Source organism: Stenotrophomonas rhizophila (genome assembly GCF_000661955.1).
GTDB classification, from domain to species: Bacteria; Pseudomonadota; Gammaproteobacteria; order Xanthomonadales; family Xanthomonadaceae; genus Stenotrophomonas; species Stenotrophomonas rhizophila.
Genome location: NZ_CP007597.1, coordinates 4,021,996 through 4,046,620, shown reverse-complemented (window position 1 = coordinate 4,046,620; position 24,625 = coordinate 4,021,996). Strand labels below are relative to the sequence as shown.

At 64.2% G+C, this 24,625-nt stretch carries 23 protein-coding genes; 11 read left to right on the top strand and 12 right to left on the bottom strand.

What is annotated here, in order from left to right; translation table 11 throughout:
- Positions 1-106: 106 nt before the first annotated feature.
- The 6 genes from DX03_RS17750 to DX03_RS17725 form a co-directional block, all read right to left on the bottom strand.
- Positions 107-733, bottom strand: a complete 627-nt coding sequence (locus DX03_RS17750) for a hypothetical protein (protein WP_038690847.1) — start codon at positions 731-733, stop codon at positions 107-109.
- A 59-nt stretch (positions 734-792) separates the two neighbouring features.
- The gene (locus DX03_RS17745) at positions 793-1,347 is read right to left on the bottom strand and encodes a queuosine precursor transporter (RefSeq protein WP_038690846.1); all 555 of its coding nucleotides are present in this window, start codon (positions 1,345-1,347) and stop codon (positions 793-795) included.
- Positions 1,348-1,422: 75 nt separating this feature from the next.
- A complete protein-coding gene (locus DX03_RS17740; RefSeq protein ID WP_038690844.1) occupies positions 1,423-1,938 on the bottom strand; it encodes a hypothetical protein in 516 nt (171 codons plus the stop codon).
- A 37-nt stretch (positions 1,939-1,975) separates the two neighbouring features.
- Positions 1,976-2,494 carry a hypothetical protein gene (locus DX03_RS17735; RefSeq protein WP_038690842.1) on the bottom strand — a complete coding sequence of 173 codons (519 nt, stop codon included), beginning with the start codon at positions 2,492-2,494 and terminating at the stop codon, positions 1,976-1,978.
- Between the two features lie 68 nt (positions 2,495-2,562).
- The gene (locus tag DX03_RS17730) at positions 2,563-3,426 is read right to left on the bottom strand and encodes a DUF2145 domain-containing protein (RefSeq protein ID WP_081797277.1); all 864 of its coding nucleotides are present in this window, start codon (positions 3,424-3,426) and stop codon (positions 2,563-2,565) included.
- Positions 3,427-3,463: 37 nt separating this feature from the next.
- Complete coding sequence (locus tag DX03_RS17725; protein ID WP_038690841.1) at positions 3,464-4,432, bottom strand: mitochondrial fission ELM1 family protein; 969 nt, start codon at positions 4,430-4,432, stop codon at positions 3,464-3,466.
- A gap of 130 nt (positions 4,433-4,562) precedes the next feature.
- Here DX03_RS17725 and DX03_RS17720 point away from each other — a divergent pair, with 130 nt between their 5' ends.
- The 3 genes from DX03_RS17720 to DX03_RS17710 all read left to right on the top strand — a co-directional run bounded on the left by DX03_RS17720 (position 4,563) and on the right by DX03_RS17710 (position 7,063).
- Positions 4,563-5,153, top strand: a complete 591-nt coding sequence (locus tag DX03_RS17720; RefSeq protein ID WP_038690839.1) for a malonic semialdehyde reductase — start codon at positions 4,563-4,565, stop codon at positions 5,151-5,153.
- A gap of 89 nt (positions 5,154-5,242) precedes the next feature.
- A complete protein-coding gene (locus DX03_RS17715; protein WP_081797276.1) occupies positions 5,243-5,953 on the top strand; it encodes a YceI family protein in 711 nt (236 codons plus the stop codon).
- A gap of 306 nt (positions 5,954-6,259) precedes the next feature.
- On the top strand, positions 6,260-7,063 hold the full coding sequence (locus DX03_RS17710) for a hypothetical protein (RefSeq protein WP_038690837.1): 804 nt from the start codon (positions 6,260-6,262) through the stop codon (positions 7,061-7,063).
- Between the two features lie 153 nt (positions 7,064-7,216).
- On the opposite strand, the gene DX03_RS17705 is transcribed toward DX03_RS17710, so the two are convergent.
- Positions 7,217-7,654: a hypothetical protein gene (locus DX03_RS17705; protein WP_051598912.1), complete on the bottom strand. Its 438-nt coding sequence runs from the start codon at positions 7,652-7,654 to the stop codon at positions 7,217-7,219.
- A 353-nt stretch (positions 7,655-8,007) separates the two neighbouring features.
- Here DX03_RS17705 and DX03_RS17700 point away from each other — a divergent pair, with 353 nt between their 5' ends.
- On the top strand, positions 8,008-8,487 hold the full coding sequence (locus DX03_RS17700) for a hypothetical protein (RefSeq protein WP_185753389.1): 480 nt from the start codon (positions 8,008-8,010) through the stop codon (positions 8,485-8,487).
- 80 nt (positions 8,488-8,567) lie between these two features.
- Here the strand turns inward: DX03_RS17700 and DX03_RS17695 are convergent, their stop codons facing one another.
- A complete protein-coding gene (locus DX03_RS17695) occupies positions 8,568-9,365 on the bottom strand; it encodes a siderophore-interacting protein (protein WP_038690833.1) in 798 nt (265 codons plus the stop codon).
- Between the two features lie 102 nt (positions 9,366-9,467).
- Positions 9,468-9,971 (bottom strand): PadR family transcriptional regulator, encoded by a 504-nt coding sequence (locus tag DX03_RS17690; RefSeq protein WP_038690831.1) that lies wholly within the window; start codon positions 9,969-9,971, stop codon positions 9,468-9,470.
- 459 nt (positions 9,972-10,430) lie between these two features.
- Between DX03_RS17690 and aceE the strand changes: the two genes are divergently transcribed.
- The 5 genes from aceE (at position 10,431) to DX03_RS20805 (ending at position 19,014) form a co-directional block, all read left to right on the top strand.
- On the top strand, positions 10,431-13,118 hold the full coding sequence (aceE, locus tag DX03_RS17685; RefSeq protein ID WP_038690829.1) for a pyruvate dehydrogenase (acetyl-transferring), homodimeric type: 2,688 nt from the start codon (positions 10,431-10,433) through the stop codon (positions 13,116-13,118).
- 54 nt (positions 13,119-13,172) lie between these two features.
- The gene (locus DX03_RS17680) at positions 13,173-14,465 is read left to right on the top strand and encodes a DUF262 domain-containing protein (protein WP_081797275.1); all 1,293 of its coding nucleotides are present in this window, start codon (positions 13,173-13,175) and stop codon (positions 14,463-14,465) included.
- 41 nt (positions 14,466-14,506) lie between these two features.
- Positions 14,507-15,184: an MAE_28990/MAE_18760 family HEPN-like nuclease gene (locus tag DX03_RS21285; RefSeq protein WP_185753388.1), complete on the top strand. Its 678-nt coding sequence runs from the start codon at positions 14,507-14,509 to the stop codon at positions 15,182-15,184.
- Between the two features lie 625 nt (positions 15,185-15,809).
- Positions 15,810-17,789, top strand: a complete 1,980-nt coding sequence (locus tag DX03_RS20475) for an MrcB family domain-containing protein (RefSeq protein WP_219335234.1) — start codon at positions 15,810-15,812, stop codon at positions 17,787-17,789.
- On the top strand, positions 17,779-19,014 hold the full coding sequence (locus tag DX03_RS20805) for a 5-methylcytosine restriction system specificity protein McrC (RefSeq protein WP_081797274.1): 1,236 nt from the start codon (positions 17,779-17,781) through the stop codon (positions 19,012-19,014). The genes DX03_RS20475 and DX03_RS20805 overlap by 11 nt, the downstream gene beginning before the upstream one ends.
- A 27-nt stretch (positions 19,015-19,041) precedes the next feature.
- Here the strand turns inward: DX03_RS20805 and DX03_RS17665 are convergent, their stop codons facing one another.
- Complete coding sequence (locus DX03_RS17665) at positions 19,042-19,248, bottom strand: hypothetical protein (protein ID WP_038690825.1); 207 nt, start codon at positions 19,246-19,248, stop codon at positions 19,042-19,044.
- 333 nt (positions 19,249-19,581) lie between these two features.
- Between DX03_RS17665 and DX03_RS17660 the strand changes: the two genes are divergently transcribed.
- Together DX03_RS17660 and DX03_RS17655 are read left to right on the top strand one after the other, a co-directional pair.
- On the top strand, positions 19,582-19,881 hold the full coding sequence (locus DX03_RS17660) for a SymE family type I addiction module toxin (RefSeq protein WP_038690824.1): 300 nt from the start codon (positions 19,582-19,584) through the stop codon (positions 19,879-19,881).
- Positions 19,882-20,082: 201 nt separating this feature from the next.
- Positions 20,083-20,415, top strand: a complete 333-nt coding sequence (locus DX03_RS17655) for a hypothetical protein (protein WP_038690822.1) — start codon at positions 20,083-20,085, stop codon at positions 20,413-20,415.
- 516 nt (positions 20,416-20,931) lie between these two features.
- Here the strand turns inward: DX03_RS17655 and DX03_RS17650 are convergent.
- Positions 20,932-22,494, bottom strand: coding sequence for a DUF2357 domain-containing protein (locus tag DX03_RS17650; protein WP_051598910.1), 1,563 nt, complete (start codon positions 22,492-22,494; stop codon positions 20,932-20,934).
- Between the two features lie 4 nt (positions 22,495-22,498).
- The gene (locus DX03_RS17645) at positions 22,499-24,622 is read right to left on the bottom strand and encodes an McrB family protein (RefSeq protein ID WP_185753387.1); all 2,124 of its coding nucleotides are present in this window, start codon (positions 24,620-24,622) and stop codon (positions 22,499-22,501) included.
- Positions 24,623-24,625 lie beyond the last annotated feature (3 nt).

Here is a 24,625-nt window from a genome sequence, read left to right as displayed (position 1 = left end):
TCCCCGCGTAGAGCCGGGCTCTGCCCGGCTGCTCTTCGCCCGGCACCGCGCAGCCACCCATGGGGTGGCTCTACCTCGGCACTGCGCAGCCACCCATGGGGTGGCTCTACCTCGGCAACACGCGCTGCACCAGGGCCCGGTCGCGTTCGCCACGGCGCAGGATCGCGCGGCGTTGCAGCGCGTCGCGCAGCTGGGGGTCGTCGGCCGCCAGGCCATTGCGCTGGGCGATGTACAGCACCGTCTGCAGCGGCCACGCGTAGAACGCGCTGTGCGCCACCACGTCGTCGATCAGTGCCACTGGCACCGTGCGCCACGCCAACGCGCGCGTCAGCGCGGCATCGGCCAGGCGGTCGACCAGCTGCTGGGCCAGCGCATCGGCATCGTGGGTGCCGGCCCGCACGATCACGCCACTGTGGCCGGCAAAGCCGGGCATGCCGCCGGCCGTGGACATCACCGCCATCAGCATGTCCGGGTTGGGCAACGCCGAAGCGGTGCCGTCGGCCCACGTCCTGCAGAACGCCAATGCCGTGGGGCAGTGCACCGTCAACGTTGCCGCCCAGCCCCCTGCCGCACGCAGCGGGTACAGCCCGGCGCTGGCCAGTTCGGTCTTCCCCTCACGCACCACCCAGTCCAGCCCGCGCGTACGCACGCCGGTGCAGGTGGCAGCACGCTCGGCCATGCGTTCGCGCACCTGGCGCTCCACGGCACTCTTGTAGGTGGCATCGGTTTCCATCGCCACAGCCTGCTGCACCCACCTGCGCACTGTCCAGCCAGTGCACGGCCGCCGCGGGGTTACGCCGCGCGCGGCGCCATCTTCCACAGCAACGCGCGGAACGGCGCCAGCAGGAACACACCGATGGTCAGCTTCACCGCCAGGTCGCCCGCGGCCCAGCTCACCCACGGCAAGCTGGAGCCGGCAAACGCGATGCTCCAGAAGATCGTCGTGTCCAGCGTGGCGCTGCAGGTGGTGGCCACCATCGGCGCGCGCCACCAGTGCCCGCGGCGCAGCCGGTCGAACACGGTGATGTCCAGCAGCTGCGCGGCAATGAAGGCCAGGCACGAGGCCACCGCGATGCGCGGCGTGGCGATCCAGATCGACAACACCACCGCCAGCGCGAACCCGGCCCACGCCACCTTGCGCGCGGCCTGCGGCCCGAAGCGCCGGTTGATCAGGTTGCTCACCAGGAACGCCACCGGGTAGCTGAAGGCGCCCCAGGTCAGCCAGTCGTTGATCGGGTACTGCACCAGCACGTTGCTGCCCAGCACCACCGCGCCCATGGCCAGCACCGCCAGCAACAGCGCGCGCGGGGTCAACGGGGCAAAGGTGATCGAAGGACGCACAGACATGGCGCACCGGGGAAGTCAGGGAAGCGGCGGATTATCCGGGCTTGGGCGGCGCGGGGCCACCCCGGGCCGGTTCATCTAGAAGCGTTCGCTCATGCTGGTGGCCGCCGCGGTGGTCGTCGGCAGGAACGCCAGCGCCGCGCCGTTGGCGTTGGCAACGGTCCAGCCGGCACCGGCCGGGGTCGGTTTGAAGTCCAGCACATCGCCCACCTTCACGCCGGCGGCGGGGTTGTCGGCACGGGCCGGCCATTCCACCACCGCCAGGTCCTGCGGCGCCTCCGGGTTGCGCAGGTCCACCCGGTAGCCGCCATCGGGCTGCTGGGCCACGCGTTCCACGGTGAGCGGCGGCAGCGGGCCGGCCTTCTTCGCGGCGGCCCGGGCGGCCCGGTTGTGCGGCATCGAGGCGTCGTGCAGCTCACTGGCCCCCAGCGCGCTCAACCACACCGGCGCGGTGATCACCGCCAGGCTCACCACCGAGGTGGCCAGCACGCTGCTGGTCACCGGCGAGGCGCGGCTCAGGTCCTGCGCCGACGCGGGCAGGCCGGTGGCCAGCAGTGCCACCGCCAGCAAAGAGAGTGCAACCGTTCGTTTCATGCCGCCATTCCTCAGGTGAACAACCCGCGCACTGCGCTTACCAGCGCGCACTCGGCTGCGCCGCGTCGGGGTCGGTGGGCAGGAACGCCAGCGTGGTGCCCTGCGCGTTGGCCACGTTCCAGCCGGCGCCGCCCTCGGTGGGGGTGAAGGCCAGCACGTCGCCCACGGCCACGGCGGTTACCGGGCTGTCGGCCTGGTTCGGCCACTGCAGCACGGCCAGGTCGTCGGGCGCCTGCGGGTTCTGCAGGGCCAGCTGGATGCCGCCATCGGCGGTGTGCTCCACTTTTTCCACGGTCAGCGGCGGCAACGGCTGGGCCTTGCGGGCCTTGGCAGCGCGGCTGCGCCGGGCCGACCCGTCGCTGGCCTTGCTCACCCCGGCCGAGACCATCCAGATCGGCGCGGTGATCACGACCACGCTCACGATCGAGGTCACGATGACGCTGCTGGCCACCGGGTGCTTGTTACCGGTCAACATCTGCGCCGAGGCGGGCAGGCTGGTGGCGCACAGCGCAACGGCCAGCAGTGGCGAAACGGCAAGGCGGGCAATCCGTGTCATCAGCGGTTCCTTGGGGGCATCCCTGTAAGGCCGGCAGTATGCCTGCAATCGTGCTGCCCGCAGCTGACTCACGGCTTGGGCGCGGTGATGCCGTCCACCGCCACGTGCGCGATCGGCAGTTCCATCTGCAGCGCCTTCTGCTGCTGCACGAAGTCGAACACCGACTCCACCGTCACCACCGAGTAGTTGCCCGAGATGCGCTCGCTGGCCGGGTGGTCGGTGACCGCCGCATTGGGTACGAAGAAGCGTGCGCCCAAGCGCTTGGCCACGCCGATGTGCAGCGTGCTGGGCCGGTAGCGGTGCTGCTTCAGCCAGTCCTGCACCTGGGTGCGGTTGACGATGAGCGTGCCGTCTTCGTTCTGCGCCAATGCAGCCGCCAGCACTTCCAGAATCCATTGGTTGGAGTTCTGGTACTCGGTACTGAACGGGTAGGCCACCACGCTGTAGCGTGCCTCGTGCAGCGCGCGCGCCTGGATGGCCGGCTGGGTCAGCATCGTCTTCAACGTCGCACGCAGCGCCGGCGTGGGCACGCCGATGCGCAGGTCGGTATGCGCGGACGTTTCACCAATGAAGGTGGCCACGCCTTCGCGGAACAGATGCGACTGCGCGGTCTTGCACGGGTTGAGCAGGTGCACCGCGCGCCACTGGCCGTCGTCTTCGCGCAGCAGGAACGCCACGTGGCTGTGGCGCAACCCGTACTTGCTCAGGTCCTGGCCGCCGCGTGCCACCAGCACCACGTCCACGCCCTCCAGCGCATCCAACGCGTCGGTGGTGGCCAGCGCCACATCGAACATCGATGCCAGCGCAGCCGGCGTGGGATAGCGTTCCACGCACTGCGGTTCGGCCTGGGCGATGGCGGCGGTGCCCAGCAGCAGCCCGCACAGCACCGCCTGGCGCAGGCGCGTGATCATCGCAGGACGGCGGTCTTCCATGAGGCGTGTTCTCCCACGGCACGGTGCCGCCGGCGCATCATACCGGCAGCAGGCGTGCCTGTACTTCAGCGGCAATGCGCGTGGTTTCGCGCAGCGGCGTGACGCGCCCGTCGGTGTGCCAGTCGAGCCAGCGCGGTTGCAACCGACCGCGTTCGCGCAGTGCCTGTTGGAACTGCGCCAGCCGTGCCTGCGCCTGGTCGGCCAGCGCCACCGCCACCGGCATGCGCGTGGCGCACGCCTCGGACAGCAGGTTCACCGAATCGGGCGACACCACCACGCGGTTGGCCCAGCCCAGCAGCCCCGCATACGGATTGACGCCGTCGCCGCCATCGCCCCAGATCACATGCGGAACATCGGCGAAGGCACTGCGCAGCGCGCCCACCAGCGCGGGCGGCGTGCGCCGCGACGTGGTGGCCAGCAGGCTGCCGCCTTCGGCACGCAGCTGCGCGGCCAACTGCTGGAACACCTGCACCATGTGCGGCTCGTGCCACGGCGCGTGCGGGGTAGGGCCACCCACCAGCAATGCGGTGCGTGGGCCGGGCAACGTGCCGAAGGCGGCGAACGCGGCGCGCCCGCAGGCCAGCCAGTCATCGTTGACCGGGTTCAGGCTGCCCAGCAGGGTCAGGACGTTGCTGCCGCGCAGGCGGTCGTGTTCGGGTACCACCAGCAGGTCCCAGTGCCGCGCGCTGATCCGCGGGTCCAGGATCTGCACCACCGTGGTGCCGCCCCGGCGCAGTTCGCGCAGCGCCCCGGCCGCCTGGCGGCCACAGCCAATGGCCAGCTGCGGGTGCGCGGCAGCCAGCTGCTGGAAGGCCGGGCCGAAGCCGCGTGCCGCGCCCGGCAGCCAGCGTGGCGCCAGCCAGCGCCACGGCGCGCGCGGGCTCAGCACCAGCGGTTGATGCGCCCCCAGTTTCAGTGCCGACGCCAGCGCCACCGCCTGCCGCACATTGCCGGCACGGCCGTCAGTGATCGTCCAGGGCGGACTCCATCGTTTCACGTATGGCATTAATTCGTTTCAGTCAGGCTGGGTGTTGCAACTGTCACGACACTCTACACTGCCAGCCTTCGCCCCTCCCATGGTCACCCCGACCGGCCGGCAGGCGACGCCAAGGTTTTCCCCCTTTTCTGGAGGCTCCATGTCCCACGTGCTCAACGATGCTGCGCTTGACCAGCTGTTCCGTACCGCCCGCACCCAGAACGCCTTCCTCGACACGCCCGTCGACGACAGCCAGCTGCAGGCCCTGTACGAACTGCTGAAGTGGGGCCCCACTGCGGCCAACGGCAGCCCGGCGCGCTTCGTGTTCGTGAAAAGCCCGGAAGCCAAGGCCAAGCTCGCCCCGGCGCTGTCCGAAGGCAATCACGACAAGACCCTGGCCGCGCCGGTCACGGTGATCGTCGCCTTCGACGAAGACTTCCACGAAAAGCTGCCCTACCTGTTCCCGCACACCGACGCCAAGGCGTGGTTCGACGGCCCGCGTGAAGCCCGTACCGAAGGCGCATTCCGCAACGGCAGCCTGCAGGGCGCCTACCTGATCCTGGCCGCCCGCGCGCTGGGTCTGGATGCCGGCCCGATGTCCGGCTTCGACAATGCCAAGGTCGACGAAGCCTTCTTCAAGGGCACCGCGATCAAGTCGAATTTCCTGGTCAACTTGGGGTACGGTGATTCTTCGGGCCTGTTCCCGCGGCTGCCCCGCCTGAGCTTCGACGAAGCAGCGCGCATCGCATAAGCGTTTCCGCCAGACCCCGGCCCGTCTGAGCGGACGGGCTGTTTGTCTCACCTTTGTATTTTTCCCTTCGCATTCGAGAGAGACCTGACATGACCATGACCCGCAAACTGCTGTTGCCGCTGGCCCTCACCCTGGCCATCGCCGCCTGCTCCAAGCCGGCCGACGAAGCGGCTGCCCCGGCCGCCGACGCTGCGCCGGCCGCTGCCGCCACCACCCCGGCTGCCGACGCCGCTGCTGCTACCCCGGCCGCCCCGGCTGCTGAAGCCATCCAGATCGCCTCGGGCACCTACAAGCTCGACCCGACCCACACCGACGTGCTGGTCCAGTGGAGCCACTTCGGCTTCTCGCACCCGACCGCCCACTTCGGCGCGGCCGAAGGCACCCTGGTGTATGACGCGGCCGACGTGACCAAGTCCACCGTGGAAGTGAAGCTGCCGCTGACCGGCCTCAACAGCTTCACCGCCAAGTTCGACGAGCACCTGAAGAGCGCCGACTTCTTCGACGCTGCCAAGTTCCCGGCTGCTTCGTTCAAGAGCACCAAGGTGGAAGCCAACGGCACCAACAAGCTCACCGTGACCGGCGACCTGACCATCAAGGACATCACCAAGCCGGTGACCCTGGATGTGACGATCAATGGCGGTGGCGAGCACCCGATGGCCAAGGTGCCGGCCGCCGGCTTCGACGCCACCACCACCATCAAGCGCAGCGATTTCGGCGTGGGCGCGTATGCCCCGAACGTCAGCGATGAAGTGAACATCCGCATCACCACCGAAGCCACCGGCGAAAAGCCGGCTGCTTGATCGGTTGCTGATGTAGAACTGCAGAAAGCCCGCCGAAAGGCGGGCTTTCTGTTTGGGTGGGGGGCGTGGTCCCGCAGTTGTTTGCGCGGCCCAACCCGGGTAGAGCCGACCGTTGGTCGGCTGCCGTTGCATGACATCGATGGGCCCATTGCCGCGACAGCCGACCAACGGTCGGCTCTACCCTGGGCCCATTGCCGCGACAGCCGACCAACGGTCGGCTCTACCCCGGTCGTGTCGCAATGCCCCCGGCGGGGCTGATCCGCATCGCCTACACTCCCCCGCTTCACGCGCAAAGGGAGCACACCCGTGCAAGACGCACAATTCTGGATGATGGAATTCTGGACCGGCCTGAGCCTGCTCGACCTGATCGGCGGCAGCCTCATCGGCACGCTGGTTGGCCTGGGCCTGGGTATCGCCACCTGGCTGGCCATGCACCGCCGCCGCTGGTTCGCCCGCCGCAACCGCTGGCACCATTACACCCTGGCCACCTACGTGGTGCTGCTGCCGCTGCTGTTCGCCTTCACCGGCCTGCAGCTGGGCTTTGCCGCCGGCGCGCAGCGCGCGCTGTACAAGCAGATCGACCATTTCCAGCCGCACCTGCAGACCCTGGTGGCCAGCTGGATGGTGGATTTCGAACAGTCGCTCGACGATCCCGCCCTCGCCACGTTGATGCGCAGCGACGCCACCGTGCACGACGCCACCCGCCAGGTGGTGGACGCCTACCTGGCCGAACACCCGTTGCCCGGGGCCAGCTACCTGCAGGGCGAAGGCACGCTCACGCGCTGGACCCGCAGCGGCATCGAACACGTGCGCAGCGCGCTGATGTCGCAATGGGTGGAAGACAGCGTGTCCAAGGAAGTAGCCGGCTACAGCGGCGTGGACAAGAAGGTCTTCCGCGAAGCGCTGGGCATGCGCATGAACGAGTTGCTGCACACCAAGGGCGTCATCCGGCTGCTCAAGGCGCAGCTCACCAGCATGATGCCCGGCATCTATTTCGGCCTGCTGCTGCCGCTGCTGATCATCATGGCGTTGGTGCTGATCGAGGTCGGCCTGGCCAAGCGCTACGGCTGGCGCCGCGTGGCCGCGTCACCACCCTCGGCAACTACGTAAGCAGACTGGCGCCAACCACGGAATCCGACTGTCGCCAACCACGTAACCGGACTGTCGCCAACCACGTAACCGGTAGTGCCGGCCGCTGGCCGGCTCCCCAGCCAACCGGCATCACCAGGAGCCGGCCAGCGGCCGGCACTACCGCGGCGCCCTTCAGCCCGCCTCTACCGCCGTGACCACCTTGCCCAGCCAGGCCGTGGCAAAGTCGGTGGGCAGCCGGCGCGCCGGCGCGGTCAAGCCGCCGTCGCGCAGGAAGGCGTGCGTGGCCTGGGCGAAATTCTGCCGGGCAATCAGCGCAGCCTGCTTCACCGTGGCCTGCTGCTTGCGCAGCTGCACGATCTGCAGGCTCGGCTTACCGGGCGCGGCAAACTTCTGATAGCGGCGCAGCTCATCGGCCACCAGGCCGATATCCGCGTTGGCCTGCACCAGCGCCGCCTGCGCCAGGGCCAGCGGCACCAACGCCGCCCGCAGCGGGGCCACGTTGCCGCCCACCGACGGCGCCAGCGCGGTCAGCGCGGCATCCAGGGCGGGGTCGGCGCGCTCGGCGCGGGCGATCAGGTCGGCCAGCGCCGAATAAGAAACTGCTTGCATGGAAAAGCACCGGCCCAAAACGCGATTGTCGCATTCGCAGCCGGTGCCCGTCGCGGGCGCATTCCAGTCGAGGACCCTCCGGTGCCCTCCGCCGGGTTGCCATCGCCGTGCAGGCGCAGCCGCGGGCGCCGCGCCGCCCCTTGAACGGCCCCCGGCGGCTGACTGGACAGGCGGTTGTGTATTGCCGGCCGCTGGGCCACTCTCGCCCGGTGCCTGGTCCTGGCCAACAGGGGCATTGCCACGATGAACAACACGGATGAAGGCCGCAATCGTTGGTTGGAACTCGTCCAGCGAGGGCACATTCGGCAACATTTCCCAGCGACAGTTCCTGGCCGACGCGGGGTACTACTACTATGAAAAGTACGGTGGCGACTAAGTGTTTCGGCGCATTCTGGCTGCCACTAGCCCGCCTTTTGCTGGGGATGGGGGCAGTTGTTGGGCTGTCCAGTTGCAACTACCTCAGCTGCGGCGAGTACTACAAGTTTGTGAATGACAAGGGCGATGCCGCCGAGGTAGTTGCGTGGGCGGACAGCCAGATACTCGGTCGCAACTCGGCCACATTCAAAGTGACCAGCGGGCTATTGGTGGGGCCTGGCGAAAAGCGCGTAGTGGGGCTGCAACAGCCTCCAGGCGGGCTGGCGGGCAGCGAGGTGCGCATTCTGCACGAGCGCCAAGACGGTGTGTCGGCCATCTTCGTCGGCAGGCGCACCCTCAAGGGGCTGCTTGTTACCCGCGGCGCGATGCCCGGCGCCCTACAGGGTATCCCGCTGTCAGGCGCTTCCATTTACGAACGTGGCGGGCGAACGGCCGTCATGTGCTTCCACCAGCGATAGTATCCGGGGCAACGGCCACCAGGCGCTGCCCAGGCGTTCTCCGCTGACCTTGCCTGCGTCAGAAGCCGCCCCGGCCTGGCTCAGTCCCCGTCGTGCTCGTCGGCGTGGGCCTTCCAGTAGCCGGTCGAGCGGATCCAGTCCTTGGGCACGCCCAGGTGGCCTTCGATGTACTTGCGCATCATCCGCGCCCGGCGCGACTCGGTGGCGATCCAGTAGAACGTATCGCCGTCGGGCTCCTCGAAATCGGTCAGCACGTCTTCCAGCAACGTGCTGCTGGCCGCATCGAAACCGTTGCGCTCCAGCCACGACACCCGGATGCGGTCATCGTCCGGCAGTTCCTGGCGGTCGCCCGACTCGGGAATCTCGATATACACATCGGCCTGCGCGCCTTCCGGCAGCGTCTCCAGCCAGCGGCCAATCGCCGGCAGCGCGGTTTCATCGCCAATCAGCACGTAGGTGTCGTAGTCCGGTGCGGTCATGTGCGACCCGCGCGGGCCGCCCACCGCGATCGCGTCGCCCGGCTGCGCGTTGGCGGCCCAGCTCGACGCCACGCCGTGCCCATGCATGACGAAATCCAGCGCCAGCTCACCGGCCTCCAGGTCCCACCAGCGCGGGGTGTAGTCGCGGGCGGGCGAGGGCTGCTGGCCTTCCGGGTAGCGCGGGCCTTCCGGGGTCATCGTGGGCACCACGAACTGGCCCTCGGCATTGGGGAAGAACAGCTTCACGTGGTCGTCGGGCGAGGGCGAATCAAACCCTTCCAGCGCCGGCCCGCCCACGATCACCCGGCGCATGCACGGGCTGATCTCTTCGGTGCGCAGCACCTGCAGCGGGCGGAACGTCACGGTATGACGCAGCAGTTTGTTTTCATGCACAGCCATGGGGAACACCTGTAATCAAATGCGCCGCAGCGCGGCGTAGGGGGAAGACCTGGCTGGCGGGGGCTGGCTGGGTCGAATACGTGGAAGGGGGCAACGGCATGCTCAGCGTCCTTGCCCGCGGATATGGGCGGCGGCGTCACGCAGGGCCTGCGCCACGCTGCTGGCGTTGGTCTCGTTCCAGCGGCCGTGGCACAGGCCCAACGCGGTTTTGAGCTCGCGCAGGGCATCGCGCACGCTGGGCGGCAGGTTGGCCTTGGTGATCGTGCGGGCGCTGTCGCGCACCCGGCGCAGCGCCGCGTCCACCTCTTCGCGCTGCGCGGCCAGCTCGGCCGCCCCCACCGCGCTCAGCTGGTAGCGCTTGCGCCCGCCGTCTTCAATGGCGCCCACCCAGCCGGCCGCCTCGAACTGCGCCAGCACCGGGTAGATCGAGCCCGCGCTGGGCGTGTACACCCGCACGAACATGTCGCTGATCAGCTGGATCAACTCGTAGCCGTGGCGCGGCTGCTCGCCCAGCAGCGCCAGCATCAGCAGGCGCAGGTCGCCGCGGCTGAGCGGGCGTGCGGTCAGCGGGCGGGCAGGGCGGTCGAGGTCACGCGGAGCGGTCATTTCGATATATCGAATGCGATGCCGGAACGATATATCGAAATCTCGCCCGCCGCCAGCAACGGCGCGCGCACGGCAGGCATGCGTTCAGGTGCATCCCGGCTGCGACGGTGCGTGCCTGTGGTGGAACAATTCGCCTCCTCGCGGACACCGGACAGCCCTGCCCGAAGCGCGCACCAGCGCCGCACTTGGCAGCGCCAACCGCCCGCAGCGCCCGCGCCACCTGCATCGGCTTGTCCAGCGCTGTCCTTCTGACCTGCCGGCGTCATCGCGCCCGGCCATGCTTAACACGCGCGTGGAACCGTAGCGGCGGGCCAAAACCGTGGCCCAAGCTGTCCCCAGGGACACCGCCCCATCGTCCATACGCACCCGTAGCGAAGTAAGCAAACCCTAGGGTGCGCTACACTTTGCGGCTAGAAATCTAAAACAGTCGCGCGCGTGCGTGCGGTCATGGGAGCGCAAATGAACTGGTTGAACGAGGTGCTGAACAACGACCCGAATCCTGTGGAAACCCAGGAATGGATCGAGTCGCTGAAGGCCGTAATTGATGTCGAGGGCCCCGAGCGCGCGCATCAACTGTTGGAAGGCATGGTTGAACTCACCCGTCGTTCGGGCGCGTACCTGCCGTTCTCTCCCACCACCGAATACGTGAACACCATCGCGCCGACCCTGGAGGCCAAGAGCCCGGGCAACGCCGAACTGGAATGGCGCATTCGTTCCATCATCCGCTGGAACGCGATGGCCACCGTGGTGCGCGCCAACCGCAAGCCCGGCGACCTGGGCGGCCACATCGCCTCCTTCGCCTCCGGCGCCACGCTGTATGACGTGGGCTTCAACCACTTCTGGCGCGCCCCCAGCGAAGACCACCCCGGCGACCTGCTCTTCATCCAGGGTCACAGCGCCCCGGGCATCTATGCGCGTTCCTTCCTGGAAGGCCGCATCGACGAAGCCCAGCTGGACAAGTTCCGCATGGAAGTGGACGGCGGTGGCCTCTCCAGCTACCCGCACCCGTGGCTGATGCCCGATTACTGGCAGACCCCCACCGTGTCGATGGGCCTGGGCCCGCTGGCCGCCATCTACCAGGCGCAGTTCCTGCGTTACCTGGAAAACCGTGGCCTGATCGAGAAGTCCGACCGCAAGGTGTGGTGCTTCATCGGCGACGGCGAGAGCGACGAGCCGGAAACCCTGGGCGCCATCGCGCTGGCCGGCCGCGAAGGCCTGGACAACCTGATCTTCGTGGTCAACTGCAACCTGCAGCGCCTTGACGGCCCGGTGCGTGGCAACGGCAAGATCATCCAGGAACTGGAAGGTGTCTTCCGTGGCGGCGGCTGGAATGTCATCAAGCTGCTGTGGGGCGGTTACTGGGATGCCCTGCTGGCCAAGGACACCAACGGCGTCCTGCGCAAGCTGATGATGGAAACCGTCGACGGCGAATACCAGAACTGCAAGGCCTTCGGCGGCGCGTATACCCGCGAGCATTTCTTCGGCAAGTACCCGGAGACCGCAGCCATGGTCGCCGGCCTGTCCGACGACGACATCTGGCGCCTCAACCGTGGCGGCCACGATCCGCACAAGGTGTATGCCGCGTACCACGAAGCGGTGAACACCAAGGGCATGCCCACCGTGATCCTGGCCAAGACAGTCAAGGGCTACGGCATGGGCAGCGCGGGTGAAGCACTCAACCCGACCCACCAGACCAAGAAGCTGGACGACGACGCCGTTCGCCACTTCCGCGACCGCTTCAACATCCCGGTGACCGACGCCCAGCTGGCCGACGGCCAGGTGCCGTTCTACCACCCGGGCCCGGATTCGCCGGAAGTGAAGTACCTGCAGGAACGCCGCGCCGCCCTGGGGGGTTACCTGCCGCAGCGCCGTCGCAAGGCCGAAAAGAGCTTCGTGGCGCCCAAGCTGGAAAGCTACGAGCGCCTGCTCAAGAGCAGCGGCGAGCGCAGCTACTCCACCACCATGGCCTTCGTGCAGAGCCTGAACATCACCCTGCGCGACAAGGAACTGGGCCCGCACATCGTGCCGATCGTGGCGGACGAAGCCCGTACCTTCGGTATGGAAGGCCTGTTCCGCCAGATCGGCATCTACGCGCCGTTCGGCCAGAAGTACAAGCCTGTCGATGCCGACCAGCTCATGTTCTACCGCGAAGACCAGAGCGGCCAGGTGCTGCAGCAGGGCATCAGCGAGCCGGGCGCCATTGCCTCGTGGATGGCCGCCGGTACCAGCTACTCGGTAAGCAACGTGCCGATGCTGCCGTTCTACATCTACTACAGCATGTTCGGCTTCCAGCGCGTGGGCGACCTTGCCTGGCAGGCCGCCGACATGCGTACCCGTGGCTTCCTGCTGGGCGGCACCGCCGGCCGCACCACGCTGAACGGCGAAGGCCTGCAGCACGAAGATGGCTTCAGCCATATCGTGGCCGGTGGCATCCCGAACGTGCGCAGCTATGACCCGACCTTCGGCTTCGAAGTGACGGTGATCCTGCAGCACGGCACCAAGGCCATGATGGAAGATCAGATTGATGAGTACTACTACATCACCCTGATGAACGAAAACTACACCCACCCGGAAATGCCGGAAGGCGCGGCCGACGGCATCGTCAAGGGCATGTATCTGCTCACCGACGCCGGCAAGCCGAAGAAGGGCGAGCTGCGCGTGCAGCTGCTGGGTTCGGGCACCATCCTGCGCGAAGCCATTGCCGCAGCCGAGCTGCTGGACAAGGACTTCGGCGTGACCGCCGACATCTGGAGCTGCCCGAGCTTCAACGAACTGCGCCGCGACGGCTTCGACGTGGAGCGTTACAACCGCTTCCACCCGGAAGGCGAGCAGCGCAAGGCGTTCGTGACCGAGCTGCTGGAAGGCCGCCAGGGCCCGGCCATTGCCGCCACCGACTACGTGCGTGCGTACGCGGACCAGATCCGCTCGTTCGTGCCGATGTCGTACACGGTGCTGGGTACCGATGGGTTTGGTCGTTCGGATACGCGTGCCAACCTGCGTCGCTTCTTCGAGGTTGACCGGTACTACATCGCGCATGCCGCGATTGCGGCGCTGGCGAAGGAAGGGAAGATGACGGCCAAGGATGTGGCGCGGGCGATCAAGCAGTACAAGATTGATCCTGAGAAGGCTAATCCGGTTGGGGTTTGATTTTGAAAAGGGGCGGCGCAGTCCGCCCCTTTCTCTGACAGCTAAGGAGTTGGGATGTCGATCAAGAGTGAAGTGGACTCTAAGCGCCGCGAGATATCATCTGAGAATCTATCGATGTCCGTTGGTGAGGTGCTTAACCTCTATAAGGACAATGAGCTTGACATTCACCCTGAATTTCAGCGTGTGTTTCGCTGGATTCCGCAGCAAAAATCACGCCTAATTGAGTCCCTGCTCTTGGGCATACCGTTGCCTCCGATCTATGTGGCGTCGAATGAGAACGGAATCTGGGAAGTGATTGATGGTGTTCAGCGCCTTTCCACAATATTTGAATTCATGGGGGAGTTGTCGGGCCCAAAATCAGATACTGATGATGAAGTTGTGCAGAAGCCGGCCTTTATTCTCGAGGCGACGAAGCACCTGCCTTCTCTCAAGGGCGCTACCTACGCTGGCTTGGATCAAACTCTGAAGCTTGAGTTTAAGCGTACAAGGCTCGACGTAAAGATACTCGAGCGAGAGAAGGGTTCTGCTTCGACGGGCAAGTTCGATCTGTTCGAGCGTCTGAACACTTATGGCGCCTCTCTTTCTCCTCAGGAGATTAGAAACTGCATATTGGTTAGTTTGAATTCGCCGATGTACAGGAAGCTAAAGGCGTTAGCTGAGAATGATGCGTTCATTTCCTGCACCCTTCTGAGTGATACTCAGCGTAATGAGCGATATGACATGGATTTGGCCCTGAGATTCATGACCCTCAGGGATGTTGGCCCCAAGGAGATCGGTGATGTGCATGATTTTCTTAGGGATCGCATGGAAGTGATTGCATTAGACAAGCGCTTTGATATTGATGCCGAAGTTCTTTTGTTTGAGGAGGTCTTTTCCTACTTGGACAACGAGGTTGGAGGGGACTCCTTCCGTCCTTGGAACTCTAAATTGGGAATGTTTAGGGGGGCCTTCTCCCTGGCTGCGTTTGAGGGAATTGGTCTTTCAATCGGTCGTCATTGGGACCGGATTAAGAAAGTAAAGTCGAATTTTGACTTGGAAGATGTAATTAAGAGTGTTTGGGAAACAGACGCGTACAAGAAGAGTTTTTCGGGGCTTCGGGCGCGCGAAAGAATGCTCCGTGTCAAGCCTGTGGCGGATGGCTTGGTAGTCGCCGCACTGGAAAAGGCTGAGAATAAGAGTAAGTCCGCCGCGAAGAAGGTAGGGGCAAAGAAGGCTGCGAAGAAGGTCGTTGCCAAGCGAGGGGTTGAAGGTTTGGGTGTCCCATCACGTTCAAAGGATAAGGTTTCAGGAAGTTCCGCTGCTTCTAAAGTCACGAAGAAAACCTCCAAGCGTTCAGTAAAATCCTGAAATGGATGGCGCGGTCGTCATGAATTCAGGGAGTTGAGATAATGCCGCCCCAGACGATAGTGCAACTTCAGGAAAAGATAGACAGGGATCTGGCGTGGAGGAAGAAGGAAATAGTGGCGATCTTGCGCGCTACAGCCAGAGTGTCGGCTTCCAAGCAGTATTACTGCAGAGCTGGCGTCGTTATGCTCTGTGCACATTGGGAGGGATTCTTAAAAAAGGCTGTTGGCCTGTATGTAAAATTCGTATTTTCCCAAGAGCTTAAGTACACCGAAATGAGCGATCATTTCGTGGCCATCTCCTTCTATGATGATGTCGTGGAGGCTGCAAAGGCAAATTATCCCGGCGCGCGGCAGCATCACCTAAAACTCTCAAAGAAGATTCGCGATGCAACTACGGGCCCGGCCCGGTGGAAGGTCGGAACTCATGGGAATCCAAGTTCGGAAGTTTTGAGTTGCCTGATGGAATCCATAGGGATTGATGGCCAGTTGAACATGAGCGCTGCCGAGTGGGTCGCGGCGAAGACATTCGTCGATTCACTTCTGCTAGCAGAGCGACATAAAATCGCCCACGGCGAAGGCCTTCAGGTGGATAGTGATGTATTCAGAGAGCGGGTTACGATTGTGCTTTCACTTTGCCAGGCAATCTCTGACGCAATACTTGCGGCTGCCCAAAGTGAGAGTTATCGAGTTGCTTGCCAGGAGCCAGGCGTTGCGGCGTGAGTGAGATGATCCGCTGGTTTCTTCTTGGGTAATGCCGTTAACGTAGCGCTATACGCTGCATACGGGATCCTCCTCCTCAACGCCTGATGACGGCGCTGTTGGTTGTAGAAGGCGATCATGCGCAAGGTATGCACCTGGCTTTCAAAGCGATACTGGCGCAGTATTGCTCCCTGAGCGGGCGCCGCAGGTCAATGGCTAAGTTACCGAGATGCTGGTCAAGGATTTCGTGCGGGTCACGCGTTCCACCATTCCGTTCTGTTGCGGGCAATGAGGCGGGATGGACTTCTGCTTCCGACCGTAGCTGCGTGCAAGGCGCGTAGAGTCGCGGCTGGTAAACACCAGACCATTGTCTTAGCGCAGCAAGAACAGTCTCGGTACCCGGGCCCAGTATTCCTAGCCGGATAATCAGCGCTTGCTCCAGCGTCGCTGCGGAAGTGGATGTCTCGCCGGCCCGGATAGGTGCCGGGGGAGCTAGTGCCACTACCCAAGAAGCCATTGATGAGGGCTATGGCGTTCCGATACTGTTGTCGCAATTGGCCTGATTTCAGCATGGCCACCAGACAGCGGCTAGGAGCTTCATATGACAGATCAATTGCCAGGCCAAAAAGCCCAGGACCTAAGGGGCATGCTTGGCACGATCCTGCGCACGTACCAGCAAGCGCGATCTGAAGTCAGCTTTGGCGGGGAGAATGAAGTCTCAGAAGTCTTTCGGGAGCTAAGAGAGGCAGTTGAGCGCATTCCGACTATTGCCGGCAACCAGCATCTAAAAGTGGTGGCGAGCTACGGCAAGGGCAACTGGGCAACAATCCCTTGGCTATCTATCCTGGATCGACGAGAGACCACCACCACTCAACGTGGCGTCTATGTGGTCTACCTCTTCAGCGAGGCAGGGGACGGGGTCTACCTCACTCTCGCCCAAGGAGTCACCGAGCTCGAGTCACTTCATCGCAAGGAGGCCGTTAGGAAGCTCAATGACCGCGCAGATGGGGTGAGGGCTCTCATTCCCGGCCTTGCTGGAGCGGGCTTCGACTTCTCCGCGGGCATAGATCTCCGTTCCAAGGGCAGCAAGGCCCGTATGTATGAGGCGTCCACGATCGCGTCCAAGTACTACGGCGTGGATGAACTCCCCTCCGATGAATCGCTGATCGCCGATCTCCACGCTGCTCTGCGGGCTTACGGCGCAGTCGTCGATGCTCACAAAGGCCGGGTGGCGCCAGGGCTGGAACGACGCGTTGCCCTCGTGGGGACATGGGGGACAATCTCTCGGGACTTTAGCTCTGTACGAGAGAGCATAGACAGCAATGGTGGATGGGCGAGCGGCTGGACATTCAGGCTCCGAGAGGGCGTTCGTGACGAGCTCTCCAGAGGTTTCACGCTTTACATCAATGGCGGCAGGCGGCAGATCGTCGCCAAGGCGCGCGTGGGCGCGCTCCGCTGCGCGCCGTCTGCGGATGGAATGGCCAATCCATGGCCCGCGCTACCGGGGACCCACGACGAAGGAAGTCGATTCAACGATAGCGCCAACGGCGCTTACAAGACGTGGTTCAAAGTCGAGGCTATCGAGTTCATTGACCCCTTTCCCGTGGAGGAATTGGAACTGGTAGACGGGTTCTCCACATCTCTCAGCGTGGTGAATCAAAATGCATTCGGCTACGTGTACGAGAGACTCGAAGACTCATACCCCGGCGGCGATGACGGCCAAGATGCCGCTGGCGCGGACGGATCGCCCATTTCAGCCGAGCCCGAACCGGATCTGGACATGTCATGGTTGGCGGCTGAGACGCTCCTCACCGAAGAAGCACTCGGCAGCATGATCGATTGTCTGCGCGGGAGTCAGCCACAGCTGATTCTGGCGGGCCCACCCGGCACCAGTAAAACCTGGGTGGCCCAGAAGCTTGCAACCTACCTAACCAACGGTCGTAAGGGTGCAGTGCGACTGGTGCAGTTCCATCCCAGCTACACGTACGAGGCATTCATCGAAGGGTTGCGACCAGTAGCAGGTCCTTCAGGCGTTTCGTTCGATGTGACAGCTGGTGTAGTGCTGCAGGTAGTGCGTGATATGCGCCAGGCGGGACATCTCAACGATCCAGACCATCCCTACGTCATCATCATGGATGAGGCAAATCGGGCAAATCTCCCTCGGGTGATGGGCGAGCTTCTGTATCTTCTTGAGTATCGGGATCAGGCAATTAGTCTCCAGCTCTCCAAGGAGTTCAAGCTGCCTTCGAACCTGATGTTCATCGCAACGATGAACACCGCCGATCGCAGCATTCGCTCCATAGATGCGGCGATGCGGCGCCGTTTCGAGGTTTTCGAGCTCGCACCGGATGCGGAAGTGCTGGAGCGCTACTTCAGCTCCATAGCTCTACCCTCAGCAGCCGTGATAGAGGGGCTGTCCAAGCTCAATGGGCATCTCACAAGGGATCTGGACCGACACCACACCATCGGCCATTCCTTCTTCATGCGCAATGACATGTCCCCAAAAGTTCTAAGGGAAGTCTGGATGCGAAAGCTGCTGCCCCTCATTGAGGAGTACTACTACGATCAGCCGGATGGCATGGGTTCCCTGAGCGTCAACCAGTTGTGGCCTGACTATGCTGACTGAAGTGGTTCTCGAGGAAAATCGAGAATGCTCTGTTCGCTTATCAGATCAGCAGGTTCACGCGTTAGAGGAAATTGGTCGTCGGATGGCCGGCCGCCTAAACTGGTGGGGCTCAAAGGCTAAAACGAATACCGACGGTATCGGTAACCCGGATGAACAAGCATCAGTGGTTAGCGTCGGGTATCGGCCTAATGGCACGCACCTACTGAAATTTAGGAACGTAGTGGGCGTAGTTCGTTTGGGCGACCTACAGCTCCAGGTTGTGCCCAAGATCCCGCTGAGCCACTTCTGCCACCTAATGGGGAGGTCTGAGGTGGCGCCGAGAGTGGATGATTCGCCAACTCGCGTCGGCAGCTCGCAAGAGTTGCGTGAACTGGTCTGTAGCTGGCTGCTGACGGAAGCCGAGCGAGTGCTACGGCTTGGACTGCATAGGGACTACAGCGAGTACGAGGATGGCCTTTCTGAGGTGAGAGGCTCCGTACAGCCTGTACCCACGGTGCTGGCAAACCTCTCTGGTCGAGTCGTGGTTCATTGCACCTATTCAGAGCTAGACGAAGACGCGGCGATCAATCGTCTGATGAAGGCGAGCTGTGCAGCCGTGGCTGCGGACCCGGCTATCGACTTGTCCCAGAGGCGGCACGCGCGCCGTCTCGTACTGGCGATGGGTCCTGTGGGTGTCCTACGTGAATCCGACTGGCGATTCCAAGCGACACGTCTGCATGCGCGCTACTCACGGGTACTGCCGCTTGCGAGGCTAGTTCTGGCGTCGCGAGGAGCATCCATGGAAGCGGGCAATGTCGCGGGGACCTGCTTCCTGATCCCAACGCCAGGCATAGTGGAAAGTGGATTGCGCAACATCCTCGCAAACGCGCTATCACCGATTGATGTGAGGAAGCGAGGGCTCCGGTTAACGGAGGGTGGGATCACGCTCAATCCAGATCTCGTTGTGGACGGAGGTCGCATCGTGGGGGACGTCAAGTACAAGTACTTCGGTGGCGACTGGGACCGTGCGAGCTTCAATCAGATCGTGGCATTCGCATCTGGCTTTGAGGCAGAGAGAGGCTTCATCGTGGGCTTCAGGCACAGGGAGGATGGATTGGTACCCTTGCCAGCCGCAATCGGCAAGATTCGGGTGAGGAAGTTTGCGTGGGTGGCGTCATCTGGGACAGACCCTGTGCTGAGCGAAGGCGTGCTCGCTGAAGAGGTCCGAACTTGGATCAGCGTGTAAGCCTACGAGTTGAGCCGCGCCAAGTTGCTAGGGCTGGTGTCGTAGGGACCAGAACGAGTCCATCCGAACCAAGTCGTAGTCCTCCCCAAACGCCAGCGCTGCCTCCCACGCGGGAAGGTCCATGTAACGCGCAAGCAGAAATTCATCCATTCCGGCGTCCGAGTGGTCGATGGCAAAGAACTCCATCATTGCGTCATCAAACTCCCGCAGCCACTCCCCATCAACCTTTGTCATCTGATCACCTCCTGAAAGAGGGCGAAGGATGCGCGCAGACCTTCCCACAGGCTGCGACTGTTCTGGGCTGATTGCGTCGCACCGTAGACGCAGCCAACCAACCCGCGCCAGATCAACAGGAACAAGCAATTTCCCATCCTCCGCACCAACGCGCATGGTGTTCATCGGAGCGTAGAAACTCCTCTAGCTGCAAAATGTTGGACGTCCCTTTGTCGGGAGGGTGGCTAATACAACACCCTCGTGGAAATACGCCCGCCGGTTGCAGCTAGACGGTTTCTAACCTCCCGACGCCCTTGCCATCCCGGCAAGGGCACGCCCTGCAGGAGGTCCAACATGTTGACGCCGTGGGAAGACGAACCCGATGACGCGCGCCCCAAGCGCAAACCCTACGCCCGCCCCGCACGCAGCTACCGCGTAGGCGCGCTGACGTACCCGGACCGCGAAGAATGCGGTCCCACCGAGATTGTTCCCTACCTCAAGCTGCGCGGCCGCTGGCTGGACAAGCTCGGCTTCGACGTAGGCGCCCGCCTGAAGGTGGAGGCCACGCACGGCAGCATCACCCTTACGGTGGTGGAGCGGCCCGTGCCGGTGGTCAAGAAGATCCCCCGCAAGTTGCAGCGCCGCACCGGCTGAGCGCCCGCGCCCACCCGTCGGGTGGGCCGCTGCACGGCCAGTGCCCGCCAGCCCTTGCGGGCGGCCTGGCCGGACAGCCGTAGCGCATGCCCCGGTTCGGCAGCGCTGCGCTGTGGCGGGCGCAAACGCCAGCACGCCACTGCACGCCCGGTGCAGTGTGGATGTACAACCTGTTTCATAACCCAGCAGTGGGAGGAACGCATGAGCAAGAGTGTCTTCATGCAGTTGGAAATGGCCGCTGGCCTGCGCGCCAGCTTTCAGCACGCGGCGGCGCGCGAACACCGCCCCGCCGCACAGGTGCTCCAGCGGTTGATGCGGGAGTATGTGGTGCAGCAATCGTGTGTGGATGCCGACGCAGAGGCCGGGGCCTTCGACCCGGTTGAGCGGCCGGCAGGCGCGGTGGCCCTGGAGGGGGCGAGGGTGGCCACGTGTGAGCCGGAGCCGGCGCCGTGCTTTGAAAGCGGCGACCGGGATCTGGAGGCGATGGCGGCCCGGCAGCTTGGGTGGCGGTGTTCGCCGTTTGGGGTGGGGTGAGGGGGCTTGCTGTGGGGAAGAGCCAGGCTCTCATCAAAAGTGAGCGCTAATGATGGAAGCCCAGCTCCCCCCATTCAGTGGGATCAACGTCGGAAACCAATGCTCGTTAAGGCATTCATCGCGTAGGGGGGAATGCGCCCGCCGGGCGCATGCTCGGTTTCTAGCCTCCCGACATCCTTTCGCCTGCCTAGGCGAAAGCCACTGCCGTCTGGGGCGGACACCATGCGCAACGTCACCACTCGCCAACCACTTTCAGCCGAGCATCCGCCAATGTCTCGCATTGTTGCGGCGCGACACCCACTGGAGACCAAGCCATGACCCCGCCCACCGGGCGCCTCGCCTTGTCAGAAGTGGTCGATGCCTTCCGCCACGCCCGGAACTGTGCCGGCCCATCTGGCGCGCCTCGTTCGAGGTCTGTTGCCTGGCGTGGGGCCTGATCCCAGTAAAGGAGTGGGGAGCGGCTAGTCAAGCTGACACGGCAGGAGGGCGCGGGTTGAGGAAAGGACAGCCCACCGGTCAACAGGCGGCGGGCTGCGCCGGGTGCAGCCACCGCCGCAGCATGTCATCCAACGCCGCTGCAGGTTGATCAAGCGCCAACACGTGCACGCCGGTGCGGTTCTCCGCATGAAAGGCAGGTACCTCCAGCCAGGGCGCGTCACCCCCCGCAGGCACCAGAAGCAGGGAGCAGTCCGGGCGCTGGCCGTCCCATCGCAGCGCATCCTGGTAGAGGTGCGCCGAGCGCATGGCCTGCAGGATGTTGTGCCGGCCAGTGCGGTACTTCGCATCCAGCACCAGCATCCGCCGGGCGCCCGCGATCTCCGTGGTCACCAGGATGTCTGGCTTCAACTGCAGCGAGATACTCCGCAGCCCCTTGGATGCACCCTCGGCGGTCACGAGCGTTCGCTGCAGCGAGGCTTCCACGCGTGTATGCCCGGCGGCTCCCACGTAGCGAATCACGTCCACCGAAGTTTGCGTCCCGCGTGCCCATGCCAGGCCCGGGAACAGCGTGCGCAGGCTGTCCAGAATGCGCACGTAGCACCAGCGTTCGTAGATCTCCCAGGTGGGGCTGAGCCACAGTTGCTCGTCGCGATCCGGCCCGGCCACGCCCGGCCGCAGCGTTGCCCACCCCAGGCGATACGCGCGCGCGTACTCCGGATGCGCGGAGATCGCGGTCAACCCTGCCGCACCCACCTCGCGGCGGCTCACGTTTGCGTAGGGGGATAGCTTTGCCAGTGACTGCAGGCGGCTTGCCTGTGCCTCCAGATACTCAAGCTTGCGGCCAATGCGGCAGGCCAGCGGCGTGCGTGCGCCTTCTTCTTTGTCCACGGCGGCCAACTTCGCCAGGCCGCTGGCCACGTGTGCGCAGCGTAACCGTACCTGTGACAGCGTTGCCGCCAATGCGCGGTTGGCTGGGTTATCCAGGTTCTCAGCCGATTGAACGACCTCCAACAAGGGCGTACTGCCTGCGGCGGAAGGCTGCCTGCGCAGCAGCCCCGCCGTTTCGGCCCGTGCCATCAGTCGCCGGGCCGAGGTAGTGTCAATTCGCCTCACCCGCTGGAAGGGAACCTGCCTGCGCTCGTGTTGCAGCCGGGTCAGGGGGCGCGCGGCCACCTGCTGCAGCGCTTTGATCAGCCCTTCCGAGTGCCGGCGCAGCCGGGCGTACTGAAGAAACAACGTGGTCACATCGCCGACAACGCCGATGTTGCCCTGCGCGGCTTCCGAGCCCAACAGCAGGGCGGGGTCGAACGCCTGGATCTGCGCCATCATCTGCTGGTAGAGCGCAGCGCCCATCTTGCGCGCATCCGGTGCCACATCCAGACGATAGCTCGCCAACGGCCGGCCGAGGCTGTCCACCACCTCGGCCGATACCTCACCGGCATAGAAGCCCGCCTGCCAGCGCAGCACAGGCCCCGCCGCGGTGGATACCGGCTCCACCGCGGCTTCGTCGATGTACAAAGTGGCGCCGTCCGGCAGCACCTGGAACTCGTAGACGCCCGTTTCTCGGAAGCCACTGCAGCAATCGCCCGGGGACACCTCAAAGCGGGTACGCGCCTGGTCATGGCAGATAAGAACGATCATCGGCTCAGCGCCAGAACCGCGCGCTACCCTGCTCGTGCAGGTCCACGGTGAGCTCCTTCACCTTGGTGGCCGATGTGTCCAACTGGTGCGCGGCAAGAACGGTGCTTACCGCCGCGAATGCCTCACGCAGCCGCCGGGTGTCCTCGCCGCGCAGTTTGGGCAGTACCTTGGCATACACAGAGAGATCCAACGCTTGGCGGGCGGTGAGCTCGCCACCGTCCACACCGGCCTCCACATAGCCCAGTACATCCCCGATGGTGCGCCAGCCAAAGTGCAGCCGCACCGCGCGTAGGGGGGCCATCAGTTCGGCAAGCACTGTCTTTACCAAGGTCAGGTCATCCGGTGCCAACGTGGTGGTGGTCCAACCCGGATACTGTTCCACTTGGATGTCCCAGAACTCGATGACCGTGCTGCGGTCGAGCACTTTGTCGCTCAGGCCGTGGGTGGTCTCATCCATGTTCACGGTGCCGATGATGACCAGGTTGGCGGGGTAGGGCAGGCGGCCGGGTACATCGCCCACCTCATCGCCCAATGCGTGGAGCTCGATGTCATCGCCGGTTTCCATCGCCGACAGCAGCGGCGCCAGATACTGCTCGGGGTGCGACAGGTTCATCTCATCCAGCAGCACAACGTAGGGCCGGTCGGGATCGGCGCTGGCGCGCAGCAGGAACTCCAGAAAGCCAGTGCGCATGTACACATCGGTGTCGATGGGGTTCACATAGCCCAGCAGGCTGCTCGGGTCATGCCAGCCCGGTTGAACCGCCACTACATGCCAGCCCTTCTGGTCGCCAGGTTCCTCATCGGCATGAGCCCACAGCGCCTTGGCGTACCCCATGGCCAACAGGGTCTTGCCGGCACCGCTCAGGCCAGTGAGCACGGCAAAATGACGGCGCGGGTGGCGCCGGTTCCACACGCCGGTGTGCAGCTGGGTAATCAGGCTCGGATCAAATGCCAGGTCCTTGCCAAATGAGGCTTTGATGGCCTGCACCGACGGAAGCTGCGACCACAGGTCATCCACCTCGGTCACTACCGAGGTGCTGGCAGTGTCTGCCGCTTCCTTGGCCCGTGCGGGTAGCTCGCCGGGCTTCCAATGGATACGCGAGGCCCACTCCCGGCCCCGCGGCGTAAGGTGCAGCACTTTGGCTGCATCCAACTCTGCCAGCTCCATGCCTTTGATCCAGTTGATCAGCACGGTAGGAGCGAAATTGCTGGTCCAGCCCGGGTTGACCCGCTGCAGCCGGCTGATGGCCTGTTTCTGCGGCAACGGCGCTTGGTCGAGCGCGTGCAGCAGGTTGTCAAAACCGAGAATCTGGGTAAGCAGCCAGTCCGATACGTCTTCGGCCTCACCAGATTCCAGCAATGCCTCGCCCCGGGGGGTGAGATACAGGTCGTCGCCCGTGGAGCGAAGCGCGCCCCACTCGGCGATGAGCGCGTTGAGGTTGGTGCCCAGGGAGTTGGTTGCCAGCTTTGGGTTAACCGAGCGGATGTGCTCCAGGAAGTCGGCGCGCTTGCAGCCATCTTTTGCGAAAGCCAGCATGGCCACCACGCTGGGCACCGAGCCGTTGATGGCCAGCATGCCGCGCCGCCGGCGCTCGGCTGGAAGAGGGTTGAGCTTCAACTCGCTGGGCGATTCGCCGGGCACCTCGGTGGCGGCGTCGCTTTTCTCCTGCACAAAATGCACGAATACCGCCCACGCCAGGGTCATGCGCTCTTCGCGGCTGGTGGTCGCCACGCCCGCTTCATCAAAGCGCTGCAACACGCGCTGGTGAAGCTCGGTGCGGTGATCCAGACCCGTGCTCAGCCCCATCGCCTTGCCTAGCGCCCGCAGCTTCTGGTAATGCGCCACCGTGGTGAAGTGCGCCGGCCACAGGGAGGCGAACACGCGATACATCTTCAGCCGGGGGCGTTTGGGAACCAGTGCAAGCACGCTGTCGTCAAGGCGCTCCCATGCGGCGCCAAACCAGGCGATGCGCTCATCCTCGGTGGCGGGGAGCTCGGCCTGCTTGAGGTCCCAGAGCATCTCGGCAATGGCGTTGCTGGCGATCACGGCCGATACGTCGATGTGGCCCTGGCCGGTGGCCGCGATCGTGCGTTCTTCCCACAGCTCCCGCTGGAACGCTGCGCTCACGAA

Bases quoted from the DNA above. Each gene is read 5' to 3' on its own strand.
- DX03_RS17750 (WP_038690847.1), bottom strand. From the start codon at position 733: ATGGAAACCGATGCCACCTACAAGAGTGCCGTGGAGCGCCAGGTGCGC.
- DX03_RS17745 (WP_038690846.1), bottom strand. From the start codon at position 1,347: ATGTCTGTGCGTCCTTCGATCACCTTTGCCCCGTTGACCCCGCGCGCG.
- DX03_RS17740 (WP_038690844.1), bottom strand. From the start codon at position 1,938: ATGAAACGAACGGTTGCACTCTCTTTGCTGGCGGTGGCACTGCTGGCC.
- DX03_RS17735 (WP_038690842.1), bottom strand. From the start codon at position 2,494: ATGACACGGATTGCCCGCCTTGCCGTTTCGCCACTGCTGGCCGTTGCG.
- DX03_RS17730 (WP_081797277.1), bottom strand. From the start codon at position 3,426: ATGGAAGACCGCCGTCCTGCGATGATCACGCGCCTGCGCCAGGCGGTG.
- DX03_RS17725 (WP_038690841.1), bottom strand. From the start codon at position 4,432: ATGCCATACGTGAAACGATGGAGTCCGCCCTGGACGATCACTGACGGC.
- DX03_RS17720 (WP_038690839.1), top strand. From the start codon at position 4,563: ATGTCCCACGTGCTCAACGATGCTGCGCTTGACCAGCTGTTCCGTACC.
- DX03_RS17715 (WP_081797276.1), top strand. From the start codon at position 5,243: ATGACCATGACCCGCAAACTGCTGTTGCCGCTGGCCCTCACCCTGGCC.
- DX03_RS17705 (WP_051598912.1), bottom strand. From the start codon at position 7,654: ATGCAAGCAGTTTCTTATTCGGCGCTGGCCGACCTGATCGCCCGCGCC.
- DX03_RS17700 (WP_185753389.1), top strand. From the start codon at position 8,008: ATGAAAAGTACGGTGGCGACTAAGTGTTTCGGCGCATTCTGGCTGCCA.
- DX03_RS17695 (WP_038690833.1), bottom strand. From the start codon at position 9,365: ATGGCTGTGCATGAAAACAAACTGCTGCGTCATACCGTGACGTTCCGC.
- DX03_RS17690 (WP_038690831.1), bottom strand. From the start codon at position 9,971: ATGACCGCTCCGCGTGACCTCGACCGCCCTGCCCGCCCGCTGACCGCA.
- aceE (WP_038690829.1), top strand. From the start codon at position 10,431: ATGAACTGGTTGAACGAGGTGCTGAACAACGACCCGAATCCTGTGGAA.
- DX03_RS17680 (WP_081797275.1), top strand. From the start codon at position 13,173: ATGTCGATCAAGAGTGAAGTGGACTCTAAGCGCCGCGAGATATCATCT.
- DX03_RS21285 (WP_185753388.1), top strand. From the start codon at position 14,507: ATGCCGCCCCAGACGATAGTGCAACTTCAGGAAAAGATAGACAGGGAT.
- DX03_RS20475 (WP_219335234.1), top strand. From the start codon at position 15,810: ATGCTTGGCACGATCCTGCGCACGTACCAGCAAGCGCGATCTGAAGTC.
- DX03_RS20805 (WP_081797274.1), top strand. From the start codon at position 17,779: ATGCTGACTGAAGTGGTTCTCGAGGAAAATCGAGAATGCTCTGTTCGC.
- DX03_RS17665 (WP_038690825.1), bottom strand. From the start codon at position 19,248: ATGACAAAGGTTGATGGGGAGTGGCTGCGGGAGTTTGATGACGCAATG.
- DX03_RS17660 (WP_038690824.1), top strand. From the start codon at position 19,582: ATGTTGACGCCGTGGGAAGACGAACCCGATGACGCGCGCCCCAAGCGC.
- DX03_RS17655 (WP_038690822.1), top strand. From the start codon at position 20,083: ATGAGCAAGAGTGTCTTCATGCAGTTGGAAATGGCCGCTGGCCTGCGC.
- DX03_RS17650 (WP_051598910.1), bottom strand. From the start codon at position 22,494: ATGATCGTTCTTATCTGCCATGACCAGGCGCGTACCCGCTTTGAGGTG.